Origin of the sequence: Mesorhizobium sp., assembly GCF_005063415.1 — a bacterium.
GTDB lineage: Bacteria > Pseudomonadota > Alphaproteobacteria > Rhizobiales > Rhizobiaceae > Mesorhizobium.
The window spans coordinates 1-11,578 of the sequence record NZ_SUEG01000014.1 but is presented as its reverse complement, the minus strand read 5'-3'; the positions used below and the strand labels follow the sequence as shown (position 1 = coordinate 11,578).

Sequence of the window (11,578 nt, the reverse complement as noted above, 5' to 3'; positions counted from 1 at the left end):
CATAGCGCTCGACCTGCCGCGACTGGTCGTCCAGCCGCCGCAACGCGCCGATCTCTTCGTCACGGCCGAGCCTGGCCTTCTGGACAGCCGACTTCAGCACGCCGATCGTCTCGTCATAGACCTTCAGCGGCACGGGGAACGGGTGCCTGTCCTTACCGCCATGCGCCAGCGAGAAACGGCCTGGATCGGAAAACCGGCACGGCGCGCCATGCACGACTTCGGCGACCAGCGCCAGCGCCCGCACCGTGCGCGCGCCGACATTGGGCACCAGGAGAAGCCCGGCGAAATCTTTCGGGCCGCGCTCGGCCGCCGCCGCGATGTTGCCGTGCAGGCGGCGCATGACGACATCGCTTTCGCGTACATCGTGGTGCGCCGGCATCACCAGATGCGGCAGCAGCTTTTGTGCCGGCTCCGGCGCTGGCGCCGAGCCCCGCTCCAAAGCGGCAAGCTCCCTCACGATGCGATCCGGTCCAAGGTCGTGCAGAAGGTCCAGTTGTCCCCGGCGCGACGCTTCGGCGCGGCGGTCGGTCAGGTTGACGATCTCGCCCTGGTTGGCGCCTTCGATGGCGGCATGCGGCTGGTCGACAAAGCTCTTCAGGCCCTCGGACAGCCAGTGATAGCGGCGCGCCACCTTGCTGTCGCCGTTCATGCCTTGCTGCACCACCACCCACTTGCCGTCATCGGTGACGATAAAGCCGTGCAGATAGAGATCGAAACCGTCCTGGATCGCGGCGCTGTCCACCTTGGCGACAAGCCGGCTGGCCGTCGCGAGGCCTTGCCCGTCGAGGCCGACACGCTCGCCGATCAGGGCAAGCTCGTGCGGGGTCTTGCGCGAATGTGCGCCGCGGCCGCCGCAAACGTGGATGCCGAGTTCGCCGGAAAGTGGCGACAGGCCGCGCTTCAACGCCCCGACGACGCTGGTTGTGATGCCGGAAGAGTGCCAGTCCATCCCCATCACGGCGCCAAAGGACTGGAACCAGAACGGATGCGCCAGCCGGCGCAGCAGTTCATCGCGGCCGTAATGGTGGATGATCGCCTCGCACATGACCGCGCCAAGCCGCGTCATGCGGTCGCCGAGCCATTTCGGCACGCGCCCGCCGTGAAGTGGGAGATCAGCACTTCCCGATCGCTGTGCCACGCTCTTTTGCTCGCTCCTTGAGTCCTGCCTCGACAGATAGGTATCGAAAGCGTCGCGAAGAAGCGATGGCCTGATTCAGGCCGCGATCGTTGCAAGCCGCTAAAGCAATTCCAGGAAAAGTGTGAAACGGTTTTCCTGGAATTGCTCTAGCGGGCAGGCTCGCTGAGGAGATCAAACTTTTGGATCTCACAATGCTCGCCTACTGATGCCAGCAGATCCATTGGCGGTGCCCCAGTGTCCGGCCGCCTCCAACTGATCTCGAACGAGAATACAGGGTCCGTGAGATCCGGGCGCCGCTCTATTGCGACGAGGCGTGCCTGGTAGCCAAGCGGCCCGATGAGCGCATCGAGCTCCTGTCGAGCCGCGGCCTTCCACGTCAGTTCCAACTGGGCATGGTGTTCGCGCGACATTCGAAGGTCCACCCATTTCAGGACCAGCAAGGTGGCCAGCGTCAGCGCCGTGCCGGCCGCGCCCAAGCCGTATTGGCCACCACCGAAAGCCAATCCGATCGCCGTCATCACCCACAACGTGGCCGCCGTGGTGACGCCGCTGACAAGATTGCCGCGGCGAAGAATGGCGCCACCGCCGATAAAGCCGACGCCGGTCAACACGCCCAGCGGAAAGCGCAAGACGTCCATCGATGCAAACGAATCCGGGTGCTTGCCAACGGTCTCGAGCAGAATACTGGCCTGGATCATTGTGATGGCGGCGGCCAATCCGACCAGCACGGTGGTGCGTAGCCCCGCCGCGTGCCCGCGCGCCTCGCGGTTGAGGCCTATCAACAGGCCGGCGAGCGCGGTCAGAAGCAGTCGTGCCGCGATGTCCTGCCAGACCGGAGCAACGAGGAGCATCGCGGTCACCCGTCAGGCCAAGCGCTGCTGGCCAGGAATAGCGCCAGGGTCAAAGCGAACAAGGGCAAGAGCGTCTTCATCGCAAATTCTTTTCGTCGATAAGCAACAAACGATGCGCTTGGATTTTGGTTGCGCCGCCGACGATTCACCCCGGCGATGGGCAGCGGCGGAACAAAACCTTCGGCCTGCGGGTTGGTGGGTTCACGCCAACGAAGGATTTGCAGTCATGGTCCGCTTGCTGCTTGCCGGAGCCGTCGCTTATCTGGCCTATCGCATCACCAAGGAGATCGGTGGGTCCGACGAGGTCGATCCGCGGTCGCCTTCACCCGACCAAACCGGCCGCAAGGTGCCGAGGCGGGAAAGCGGGGCGCAGGGGAATGGCCGACGGCGGTAGCGAATGCCTCAGCGGCGGCGCGGACCAGCCATGACCGCATTTCCGTTGCCGCTCGACCTTCGTCCGATGGAAGCCAAAGCCGCCGATGCAATTCCTGGCGGTGACGGGCTTTGGCAGTACGAACCGAAATGGGACGGGTTTCGCTGCCTCGTGTTCAAGGGCGACGATGCCGTCGATCTGCGTGCAAAATCGGGCAAGCCTCTCGGCCGCTATTTTCCCGAACTGGTCGCGGTGCTGCGCTATGTGAACTCGCGACGGTTTGTTGCCGACGGCGAGATCGTCATCGAGGTCGACGGGTCGTCCTCGTTCGAGGCCCTGCAAATGCGCCTTCATCCAGCCGAAAGCAGGATCCGCAAGTTGAGCCTGGAGACGCCTGCCATGCTGGTCCTGTTCGACATGCTGGCCGAACCCGGCGGCAGGATCATCATCGAAGCGCCTCTCACCACCAGGAGGCAGGCGATTGAGGCCTTTGTCGCGTCGGCGGCACGGCCCGAACTGCACCTGTCCAAATATACGCACGACACCGCCACCGCCGAGCGCTGGCTGCAGGGCGCCGGCCACGGCTCGACCGACGGTGTCGTTGCAAAACTGATCGCCGGGGCATACCGGCCCGGCGAGCGCGCCATGGTCAAGGTCAAGCGGCTGCGCACTGCGGATTGCGTGGTCGGCGGCTTTCGCTATCTCGCCGGCAGCAACGAAGTCGGATCCCTGCTGCTCGGCCTCTACAACAACGAAGGCAGGCTGGACCATGTCGGCTTCACCTCGACTATCGGCAAGGACGACAGGGCGGCGCTGACCACACGGCTGGAAAAACTGCGGGCCAAACCGGGTTTCACCGGCAAGGCGCCGGGCGGACCAAGCCGCTGGAGCACGGAGCGCAGCGGACAATGGGAACCGATAAAGCCTGAACTGGTGGTCGAGGTTCGTTTCGACCATGTGACAGGCGACCGGTTCCGGCACGGAACCAAGCTGTTGCGCTGGCGGCCGGACAAGCAGCCCCGGCAATGCACGTTCGAGCAGATCGAGTAAGTCCGTCCCGAGGCATCGCTTCAAGCTCTTGCTGCCCCGTCCTGCCGACGACGACGGAACCAATGCAGAATTCGCTGGTTCGCCGCACTAGCCGAGCCTCGGCAATCCATTGCCGAGGCTCGGAGGCGATCTGGTAGATCAAGCGGCTTCTTGCATTGCGCGTTCGTTGACACCGCTTTCGCCGAGCTTGGAAAGCGCTTCGTCGGTCGCGACCTCTTCCTTGAGAGTTGCCCTGAGCAGCTCGACAACGTCGCTCTTGCCGAGTTCTTCCGCCCACGCGATCAAAGTGCCGTAACGAGCGATCTCGTAATGCTCGACAGCCTGCGCCGCGCCGACAAGCCCGGCGTCGAGCGCGGGAGCACCGTTATACTCCTCGAGCACTTCCGAGCCCTCTTCGATGATGCCGTCGATCGCCGGACAGGTCTTGCCGCGGGCTGGCTTGCCGAATTTCTCGAACACCTCCTCAAGGCGGTCGACATGTCCTTCGGTTTCCATGCGGTGTTTCTCAAAGGCGGCGGTCACTTCTTCCGACTCGGCGCCCTTGGCCATTTTGGGCAGCGTTTTCAGTATCTTCTTCTCGGCGTAGTAGAGGTCTTTGAGCCCGTCGAGGAACAGATCCTCAAGGCCCTTGCTTGCCGCCTTCGCGGCCTTTTTCGTGGTCGCCATGATCCTCTCCCGAATGGTTGGTGCCGCCTCGCAAAGTGGAGGCGTCCGATAACCCACCGACGGGAAACAAGTTCCCTGACGGTCCGGCAGCTTTGAAAATTTTTTCGGACCCGCCGTGTAGTGTCGCAAGGAGCCTCGACCTGCGGCAGCAATCGGCGAGGAAAGCGCCGTCAGCGCTCGCCGATATGCTCGACCAGGCGGGTATATTCGGCCTCGGCCAAGCCGTAGCCGCCATCCGCCAGTGCGACGAGACCATCGCGATCGCGGATGATAATTTCGCCGCGGCGGGACCGGATGAGCCCTCGCCCCTCAAGCAGCTGCAGCGCGACCGTGACGCCCGGGCGCCTTACGCCAAGCATGATCGACAGGAATTCGTGAGTGATCGTCAGCCGGCCGCCGTCCACCCGATCGTCACACATGAGCAGCCAGCGCGCCAGCCGGTCTTCAAGTTTCGATCGCGCGTTGACCAGCGCCGTATAGCCAGTCTGGACATGCAGAGATTGCACGTAGCGCAGCAAGAACAGCCGCAGCGTCGGGCTTTGCGTCAGCGCCGCCTTGAACGGCTCGGCGTCGATCCTGGCGGCTTCTCCTGCCAGCTGCACATAGCAATCATGGACCGTACGGTCGTCGCCCATTATCAGGGCCGAGCCGGTCATACCTTCCAAGCCGACAAGACCAACTTCCGCATCGCTGCCGTTCGGCATTTTCGCAACCACCGAACCGATGCCGTCCTCGAGGAAATAAATGGCCTCGATCGGCGATCCGGACACTTCGAGCGATTGCCGTAACTCCAGCGAACAGCGCTCGATGTGCGGCTCGAGAGATGCGAAATCGCCGGCGCTCATCCGGCGCAACAGCTTGTTTCTGTATAGATTTTTATTGGAAATTGCTGGATCAGACATAGCTAGCCCCAAAACAGGGCAAGAGCTTTTTGTCTCCCAGCCGTCCGCGCCCGGTATAACCTGCGGACGATAACGCTTATATAAGCACTCAAAGGTATGGAGCCTACTAAATAAAAAAATGAATCGATGCACGGCAGTTTCTCCTGCCGCTTGCCTACGAAAACATCCGACTGAAAGTTAGAGTTGGAAACGTACCAACGACGGCTTGGTACGAAAACGACAATTGAGACATCGGGCGCGAAAGAGCCCGTCGCGAGGGATGCAACGGGCTCCATTCGGGCGTCGTGGGCTACGCCCAATGATCCAAATGAGGGGTGGGTTGGATCGCAGCAACAATGCAGGTGCAAGGCAGTCGTTCCCAAACTGTCTGCTTGGTAATTTCCGTACATTGAGTTTGGACGAGAGCGGCGCTAATTGAATTGGAGTCGTCCACACAGACATGGCGAGTGGACGCTTGAAAGACGCTTCGCGCTTTCGCCCTTTTTCAAGGGAGGATGGCATGTCGATGCAAGGTGCAGCAACTCCAGCCGAACTGAGCGTGCTGAAAAAAGCCCTCGACGACTGCTGCCGCGAGTTGGGTGTTGCGGACGACAGTCCTGTCCGCGAGCGGTTGGCCGCCCGTATCATGTCGCTGTTCAACGAGGGTGTGCTCAGCGCCGATCTGAAAGAAGCTCTGGCCGCCGATCGCCAGCACTAAGCTGCTGCTATGGTGGTGTCCTCGGTGCCGAAAGGTTCGGCACCGGGTCGCCCTTTTTAGCCAGGGATCCTGGTTGGCCAAGGATCTTGGAAATCTTGTCTCTTCACGACAAAACGCCCGGCGCTTGTTACCAAGCGGCAGGCGTTTTTGTCGCGAGCGTGAAACTAAAGCGCGTCGCGTTTGACCGGCCCTCATGCGATGCGCATTAGGTTCCTGTTTTATGCATGTCGTTATCACAAAACCGCTGCACACCCTGGGGTCAAGCCCGAGGGCATGCTTTTGCGCGACATGCATCAAATGCGCCCAAGCAGGACCAGGATGATGACGATAAGCAGCACCAGGCCGAGGCCGCCACCACCGTAATAGCCCGTGCCATAGAACGGTCCGCCGCCCAAGCCGCTGAAGCCGCCAAGCAAGGCAAGGACCAAGATGATGATAAGAATGGTTCCAAGGCCCATGATGTCTGCTCTCCTTGTTTGCGCTGCCGCCATTCGCATCAGCGCGTCGCATTGTACAAAGGTATGAACGTACAAAGGTATGAACTCGCAAAGAGCATTCCTGTTCCGGCGGGCGGTAAGGCGTACGCTCATGCGGCGAGCAAAATGCCGGGCTGTGCCGTTAGAAAAGTCCACAGAAGCGTGCCCGCGGAGAATGGCGGGCCGGCCACCTTGAACACCTGAGAACATGCTGAATTTCATGGGGAATTTGTCGGAACCTTCGCCAGCCCGAACGGTTGTTTTCGTAGTCGCAACGCGACGACCCTCGTAAAAAGGAGAAGCATCATGCTCACGAAAATTCTCGCAGCTTCGGCGCTTACGATCGGTCTGGCCACGTCAGCGATGGCCCAGAACGTCGGCGACCCCTCCGGAGCCGCTGCCGACGGTAGCGGGCGGACGGTCGTAGTTCCGGATAATGGCGGCCCTGACACCAGCACGGATTCGACCATCACCAACAGCATTCGCGATTTCTCAACGACGAATTCGAATGCCGACCGGAATTGCCCGCCAGGCCCGCAGGGGGCTCTGCCCGATGCGACCGGCAAGGCTCCGGGCACGATGGCGCCAACGGTGAACGACAACCACTGCGGCAAGTAAGCGCCCGGTGATGACAGCCTGACGAGGCCGCGGAGCATAGGCTCCGCGGCCTCGTTAGTTTGCCGCAAGATCAGCCGCCTAGAGCAATTCCAGAAAAAGTGTGAAACGGTTTTCCGTCCGGAATTGCGTCAAACAAAGAGATAGAGCGTTTCAGCGTTTCCGTGAAACGATGAACCGCTCTAACGACCGCGGTGGTCGAAGCTGACTGCGATATCCCGACCGTCCAGCGCCCGAACGATGAAGCCAACCAGTTCCTCGTCGGTTTGCCGGAACCAGGGAAAGCGTTTGCGCAAATCGGCTATGACTACGGTGGTCGAGAGAATATCGCCCGAATGGTAGTCGGCCATGACGATATGGACGGCTTTGTCGGTATCAATACCGATTCCAAGCGGCGACTTGATCTGCCCCACGGAAGCCTCCACCCATCTCTCCCAGCCAACGATAGCAAGACTGCGGCAAAGCGAAAGAGCTTGTACGATTCCGTACGATCTCGTGGCTTGCGTTGCACTTTGCAGGACGCAGCCGGCGTCTTTTGTTTTGCGTTTCCAAACCGTTGTTTGGCGTGGCGGCGGCTGTGGCCGCCGCGACCAGGCAACCTCGCCGCAGCTTCCGCGTTGAGCCATCGGAGGGATGACATCGGCCTCGGAGAACTTCCATGAAAACACTTCTATCCATCACTGCGGCAGCGCTGATGGCCGGCGCGCCTTTGGCTGCTTTTGCTCAATCGGCGACACTGACGCCTCTAACGACCGACACCATTAGCAAGGTTGACACCGCGACGTTCGTCAAGACCGTGCCCATCGCCAATACATTCGAAATCGAATCGAGCCGACTTGCGCAGACGCAGGCGGCTGCCGACGACGTGAAGGCATTCGCGGCGCAAATGGTCACGGACCACACCAAGGCCGGGGAGGACTTCAAGGCGGCGCTCAGCAGGGGTCAGACGACTTCGGCCACCGCGCCAGCCGGCCCGTCGCTGGACACCAAGCACCAGGCGCTGCTCGACCAACTCAAGGAGGCCAGCGGTGACAGCTTCCAATCGAAATATATCGACATGCAGACCCAGGCGCATAAGGAAGCGGTGGCGCTGTTTTCCGCTTACGCAAATTCCGGCGACGATCCGGCGATGAAGGAGTTTGCCAAGAAGACGCTGCCGGTGCTGCAAATGCACGAACGTCATGTCAAGGACCTCGCTGCCGCGCATCAATGAGAGCGAAGAGTGCCTTTTTGCAAACGAAAGGCCGCCCCACACACGGCCTGTTTGAAGCGGCTGTCGTCCGGCCGCACGGCCGGGAACAAAGCACCGAGAGTGCCGTTATTTATCCGGCTTGTTCGGGGAGGATCCAATGGAAGGCGGCATTCGCGAGGCCTCAAGGATAGTAGCGCCGGGTTTCGGCGCCGCTGTCACGGGCTGAAATCGCTTTCCGAACGGGACAGGCTGCCTTCATGCGCTACGGCGAGATATTTGCAAATGTTACGGCACTCATGTTGCTGGCCTTGATGGTTGGCGGCGTCTTCGTCCTGTTTGGAGAGCCGCTGTGGCCGCGGCACTACGCGAGAATGGTGCTGGTTACGGATATCAATGCCATGACCACCGCGTCAGTCCGAACAAGCTGCGTGCCCAGTCCATGCCTGCCCGACACCATCGATCACACCGTGCTCACTCCTCGCCCCGAGGACGGACCATGATCTGCGATTGCAGCAGACGCGGAGCGAGGAGATGCGGAAAGGCCCGCCACGCGACCTGCGCGACGGACCCTTTGGTTCAATCAAACCGTCTGGCCACAACTAAGTCAGGATAATCACGATCTTGTAGGTATTCGGGTCGACAATGACGATCCGGCCATCGGCGAGCACGAAATACTCATAGCCTTCGTAAGCCGGAACGATCTTGACGATGCGCGCCGGCAGACGATGCAGCCGGACTTTCTTCCGCGGAACCTCGATGCCGACAGAGATGTCGAAATCGACGCTGGAAACGGGTTGGACGTTCGTCTCCTTGATGACCTGCGTGATCTCCGTCTTCTGTTCAACGGTCACATTGTTGATGGAAGCGGTCGAACTCTGGTCTTGCGTCTGCGTCGAGGCATTGCCCTGAGTCTGCTCGGTGGTCGTGGTCCCAGTCTTGCCCTGAGCCTGCTCCTCGGTCTTCATTTTCGTGTTGCCTTGGGCCTGCTCGGTAGTGGTGGTTCCGGCCTTGCCTTGGGCCTGTTCGTCGGTCTTCATTTTGGTGCTGCCCGTGGCCTGCTGGTCAGTCGTAGCACCGGCCTTGCCCTGGGCTTGCTCGTCGGTCTTCAGCTTCGGTTTGCCCTGCGCCTGTTGATCAGTCGCAGCGCCGGCCTTGCCCTGAGCCTGCTCGTCCATCTTGGCGCCATTCTGGCAATTGGCAGCGCCGGCTGCGCAATTGGTGCCGGACTGGTCGTCGGTCGACTGCTGCGTCTGGGCAAGTGCAGCTCCGCAGCTGACGCTGATTGCTAGCATGCTGGTGATCAGAACGCCTTTCATGAGAGATCTCCTTGGAAAATGCGTCCCTTCACCGCGTAAAACTGCGGCTAAAAAATTTTGTTCCAAACCAGTGGAGCGAAACGGCAAGCGATCCGAGTGGCGGAACAAGCTCCACCTGATGACGTTACCGGCCTATAGCGACCCCGCTGCGAACGGCATGACGCGGCGCAGCGCAGAGGTGGCTCACGACGAAAGGAGACGATCATGAGAATGCATCTTTCGGCAGCCGCGGCTGGGTTCTTGCTGCTTGCGGGTATTGGCGCCGCTGCCGCTCAGGACGTGGTCATCGAACCGCAGCAGGAGACGATCGTACGCGAGTATGTGAAAAAGCAGCCTCTGGCGTCCGTCCAGCTTCCCGGCGTGGAGCTCAATGTCGGCTCGACCCTGCCCGATACCGTCGAGCTTCATGAGGTTCCCGACGTCAAATACCGCTATGTCGTCGTCGACAATCGGACCGTCCTGGTCGATCCTGGCACGCGCAGGATCGTGAAGGTCATCGAATGAGCAAGCGCGTCGCTTTGAAGGGACATGCGGCGCGTCCAGCATTGTCGACATCCCAAACTGCTGCCCGTGCTGGGCAATTCGAGTGCAGAAAGGCCCGCCGTTCCGATGCACGGCGGGCCTCGTAGCGGAGACGACGTCCGGACAATTTCTGAACCAGCATTGGCTTATAACGCATGATCCCAGCACGCCCTGTGCTCGCCAAGCCCGAAACTTTGAGAGAATATTCCTGGCTTCGCATTTCGCGGGAAATACAGTGCTTTGATCCGACGATCAGCATTCCCGATGATGCCGGCAAGGCTTGGCACTCCGCCTGGCCGCAACGACTTCAGAACCGACGGGATAGATCATGTCTGGGAACACCAACACTTTGCTCTCATTTCTCTCCGCAAGTATAAACCGGCGCGCCGGTCTGGCTGTACTTTTCGCGTCGGCGGTTGCGATTGTCGGCCTTGCTGCGCCGTCGTTCGCCGAAGACAAGACGGCTGTCAAAGTCGGCATCATGAGCGGCGAGGACGAGGACGTCTGGCGCGTCGTCACCGCCCAGGCGGCGGAGAGGGGGCTGACGATCGAGACCGTGGTGTTCAACGACTATACCCAGCCGAATGAAGCACTCGAGCGTGGCGAAATCGACGCCAACGCCTTCCAGCACAAGCCCTATCTCGACAACCAGATCAAGACGCAGGGCTATCACATCGTCCCGGCCGGCTATACCGGGGTCTGGCCGATCGGCCTCTATTCCAAGAAGTACGCGAAGATTGCCGACCTGCCCGAAGGCGCCGTCATTGGCGTGCCGAACGACCCGTCCAATGAGGGCCGCGCACTGCGCGTTCTGCAGAGCGAGGGTCTGATCAAGCTCAGGGAAGGCACCGGCATTCTGGCGACGACCACCGACATCGCTGAAAACCCGAAGAAATTGGTCGTCAAGGAGCTTGACGCCGGCATTGTCGGGCGCTCGGTGGAAGATCTCGACGGGGCCGTGGTCAACACGGATTGGGCGCTTAAAAGCGGCCTCACACCGGAGAACCGCATCGCCCAGGAGGCGGTGGCCGACAATCCCTACCGCAACTTCATCGCGGTCAAGGCCGGCAATGAAAACCAGCCCTGGGTAAAGACATTGGTCGCCTCCTATCAGAACGAAAAGGTGAAGGCCGAATTCGACCGGGTCTACAAGGGAACCGGCATCAGCGCTTATTGATACCGAGCTCCACTTGGCGCTGAAGCCCGGCATGATAAAGCGGTCCGCGCTCCAACGCGGACCGCGGTCGCGTTTGCGGGACACCAAAACAGGAACTTTCATGAACCAGCATTTCGCCCCGGTTGCCGAAGTCATGCATTCCGCCGGCAACCGTGCCGCGGGATCGAACGATGTCGTGCGCCTCATCGAGCTGAAGCGCCGCTTCGGCGCTACGGCGGCGCTCGACGGCGTATCGCTCAGCGTACGCCAGGGCGAGATCCTCGGCATCATCGGCCGGAGCGGCGCCGGCAAGTCGACGCTGATACGCTGCCTGAACGGCCTGGAGCGGCCGGATACAGGACAGGTCTTCATCGAAGGCCGCGACATCAGCCGGCTCGGCGAGCGCGAATTGCAGCCGCTGCGCCGGCGCATCGGCATGATCTTCCAGCATTTCAACCTGCTGTCCGCCAAGACGGTCGAAGACAATGTAGCGCTGCCGCTCAAGATCGAAGGCCGGCCCGGGGCCGAACGCCTGGCGCGCGCTGCCGAGTTGCTCGAGCTTGTCGGCCTGTCGGAGAAGGCGAAAGCCTATCCGGCATCGCTTTCGGGCGGGCAGAAACAGCG

General features: G+C 61.0%; 16 protein-coding genes. 9 read left to right on the top strand and 7 right to left on the bottom strand.

Annotated elements, in window-relative coordinates; all coding sequences use genetic code 11:
* Both E5W70_RS06370 and E5W70_RS06365 read right to left on the bottom strand, forming a co-directional pair.
* Window positions 1–1,138: DUF763 domain-containing protein (locus E5W70_RS06370; protein ID WP_292655412.1), on the bottom strand; the 1,138-nt coding region annotated here is incomplete at its 3' end.
* 146 nt (window positions 1,139–1,284) lie between these two features.
* On the bottom strand, window positions 1,285–1,989 hold the full coding sequence (locus E5W70_RS06365) for an MgtC/SapB family protein (RefSeq protein ID WP_292655410.1): 705 nt from the start codon (window positions 1,987–1,989) through the stop codon (window positions 1,285–1,287).
* A gap of 226 nt (window positions 1,990–2,215) precedes the next feature.
* On the opposite strand from E5W70_RS06365, the gene E5W70_RS06360 reads away from it, so the two are divergent.
* Together E5W70_RS06360 and E5W70_RS06355 are read left to right on the top strand one after the other, a co-directional pair.
* Complete coding sequence (locus tag E5W70_RS06360; protein ID WP_023677102.1) at window positions 2,216–2,383, top strand: hypothetical protein; 168 nt, start codon at window positions 2,216–2,218, stop codon at window positions 2,381–2,383.
* 30 nt (window positions 2,384–2,413) lie between these two features.
* Window positions 2,414–3,412 (top strand): ATP-dependent DNA ligase, encoded by a 999-nt coding sequence (locus E5W70_RS06355; protein ID WP_292655406.1) that lies wholly within the window; start codon window positions 2,414–2,416, stop codon window positions 3,410–3,412.
* A gap of 138 nt (window positions 3,413–3,550) precedes the next feature.
* Here E5W70_RS06355 and E5W70_RS06350 read toward each other — a convergent pair whose 3' ends face one another.
* Complete coding sequence (locus E5W70_RS06350; RefSeq protein ID WP_292655403.1) at window positions 3,551–4,078, bottom strand: ferritin-like domain-containing protein; 528 nt, start codon at window positions 4,076–4,078, stop codon at window positions 3,551–3,553.
* 170 nt (window positions 4,079–4,248) lie between these two features.
* On the bottom strand, window positions 4,249–4,980 hold the full coding sequence (locus tag E5W70_RS06345; protein WP_292655535.1) for a Crp/Fnr family transcriptional regulator: 732 nt from the start codon (window positions 4,978–4,980) through the stop codon (window positions 4,249–4,251).
* A 499-nt stretch (window positions 4,981–5,479) separates the two neighbouring features.
* Here E5W70_RS06345 and E5W70_RS06340 point away from each other — a divergent pair, with 499 nt between their 5' ends.
* On the top strand, window positions 5,480–5,677 hold the full coding sequence (locus E5W70_RS06340; protein ID WP_292655400.1) for a hypothetical protein: 198 nt from the start codon (window positions 5,480–5,482) through the stop codon (window positions 5,675–5,677).
* Between the two features lie 293 nt (window positions 5,678–5,970).
* On the opposite strand, the gene E5W70_RS06335 is transcribed toward E5W70_RS06340, so the two are convergent.
* Window positions 5,971–6,135: a DUF3309 family protein gene (locus E5W70_RS06335; protein WP_023677107.1), complete on the bottom strand. Its 165-nt coding sequence runs from the start codon at window positions 6,133–6,135 to the stop codon at window positions 5,971–5,973.
* Window positions 6,136–6,459: 324 nt separating this feature from the next.
* Between E5W70_RS06335 and E5W70_RS06330 the strand changes: the two genes are divergently transcribed.
* Window positions 6,460–6,771 carry a hypothetical protein gene (locus tag E5W70_RS06330; protein ID WP_292655398.1) on the top strand — a complete coding sequence of 104 codons (312 nt, stop codon included), beginning with the start codon at window positions 6,460–6,462 and terminating at the stop codon, window positions 6,769–6,771.
* Between the two features lie 179 nt (window positions 6,772–6,950).
* Here E5W70_RS06330 and E5W70_RS06325 read toward each other — a convergent pair whose 3' ends face one another.
* The gene (locus E5W70_RS06325) at window positions 6,951–7,181 is read right to left on the bottom strand and encodes a hypothetical protein (RefSeq protein ID WP_292655395.1); all 231 of its coding nucleotides are present in this window, start codon (window positions 7,179–7,181) and stop codon (window positions 6,951–6,953) included.
* 245 nt (window positions 7,182–7,426) lie between these two features.
* On the opposite strand from E5W70_RS06325, the gene E5W70_RS06320 reads away from it, so the two are divergent.
* On the top strand, window positions 7,427–7,981 hold the full coding sequence (locus E5W70_RS06320; protein ID WP_292655393.1) for a DUF4142 domain-containing protein: 555 nt from the start codon (window positions 7,427–7,429) through the stop codon (window positions 7,979–7,981).
* A gap of 236 nt (window positions 7,982–8,217) precedes the next feature.
* Window positions 8,218–8,460 (top strand): polymerase, encoded by a 243-nt coding sequence (locus E5W70_RS06315; RefSeq protein WP_292655391.1) that lies wholly within the window; start codon window positions 8,218–8,220, stop codon window positions 8,458–8,460.
* A 99-nt stretch (window positions 8,461–8,559) separates the two neighbouring features.
* Here E5W70_RS06315 and E5W70_RS06310 read toward each other — a convergent pair whose 3' ends face one another.
* Window positions 8,560–9,276, bottom strand: a complete 717-nt coding sequence (locus tag E5W70_RS06310) for a DUF1236 domain-containing protein (protein WP_292655532.1) — start codon at window positions 9,274–9,276, stop codon at window positions 8,560–8,562.
* 204 nt (window positions 9,277–9,480) lie between these two features.
* Here E5W70_RS06310 and E5W70_RS06305 point away from each other — a divergent pair, with 204 nt between their 5' ends.
* From E5W70_RS06305 to E5W70_RS06295, 3 genes are all read left to right on the top strand, one after another.
* Window positions 9,481–9,780 carry a DUF1236 domain-containing protein gene (locus tag E5W70_RS06305; RefSeq protein WP_023677114.1) on the top strand — a complete coding sequence of 100 codons (300 nt, stop codon included), beginning with the start codon at window positions 9,481–9,483 and terminating at the stop codon, window positions 9,778–9,780.
* A gap of 346 nt (window positions 9,781–10,126) precedes the next feature.
* The gene (locus E5W70_RS06300) at window positions 10,127–10,975 is read left to right on the top strand and encodes a MetQ/NlpA family lipoprotein (protein ID WP_292655388.1); all 849 of its coding nucleotides are present in this window, start codon (window positions 10,127–10,129) and stop codon (window positions 10,973–10,975) included.
* Window positions 10,976–11,108: 133 nt separating this feature from the next.
* On the top strand, window positions 11,109–11,578 hold a 470-nt coding region (locus tag E5W70_RS06295), incomplete at its 3' end, for an ATP-binding cassette domain-containing protein (RefSeq protein WP_292655530.1).

Excerpts from the sequence above, each read along its gene's own strand:
- E5W70_RS06310 (WP_292655532.1), bottom strand. The coding sequence starts at position 9,276 with ATGAAAGGCGTTCTGATCACCAGCATGCTAGCAATCAGCGTCAGCTGC.
- E5W70_RS06315 (WP_292655391.1), top strand. The coding sequence starts at position 8,218 with ATGCGCTACGGCGAGATATTTGCAAATGTTACGGCACTCATGTTGCTG.
- E5W70_RS06365 (WP_292655410.1), bottom strand. The coding sequence starts at position 1,989 with ATGCTCCTCGTTGCTCCGGTCTGGCAGGACATCGCGGCACGACTGCTT.
- E5W70_RS06345 (WP_292655535.1), bottom strand. The coding sequence starts at position 4,980 with ATGTCTGATCCAGCAATTTCCAATAAAAATCTATACAGAAACAAGCTG.
- E5W70_RS06355 (WP_292655406.1), top strand. The coding sequence starts at position 2,414 with ATGACCGCATTTCCGTTGCCGCTCGACCTTCGTCCGATGGAAGCCAAA.
- E5W70_RS06300 (WP_292655388.1), top strand. The coding sequence starts at position 10,127 with ATGTCTGGGAACACCAACACTTTGCTCTCATTTCTCTCCGCAAGTATA.
- E5W70_RS06340 (WP_292655400.1), top strand. The coding sequence starts at position 5,480 with ATGTCGATGCAAGGTGCAGCAACTCCAGCCGAACTGAGCGTGCTGAAA.
- E5W70_RS06350 (WP_292655403.1), bottom strand. The coding sequence starts at position 4,078 with ATGGCGACCACGAAAAAGGCCGCGAAGGCGGCAAGCAAGGGCCTTGAG.
- E5W70_RS06335 (WP_023677107.1), bottom strand. The coding sequence starts at position 6,135 with ATGGGCCTTGGAACCATTCTTATCATCATCTTGGTCCTTGCCTTGCTT.
- E5W70_RS06305 (WP_023677114.1), top strand. The coding sequence starts at position 9,481 with ATGAGAATGCATCTTTCGGCAGCCGCGGCTGGGTTCTTGCTGCTTGCG.
- E5W70_RS06320 (WP_292655393.1), top strand. The coding sequence starts at position 7,427 with ATGAAAACACTTCTATCCATCACTGCGGCAGCGCTGATGGCCGGCGCG.
- E5W70_RS06360 (WP_023677102.1), top strand. The coding sequence starts at position 2,216 with ATGGTCCGCTTGCTGCTTGCCGGAGCCGTCGCTTATCTGGCCTATCGC.
- E5W70_RS06330 (WP_292655398.1), top strand. The coding sequence starts at position 6,460 with ATGCTCACGAAAATTCTCGCAGCTTCGGCGCTTACGATCGGTCTGGCC.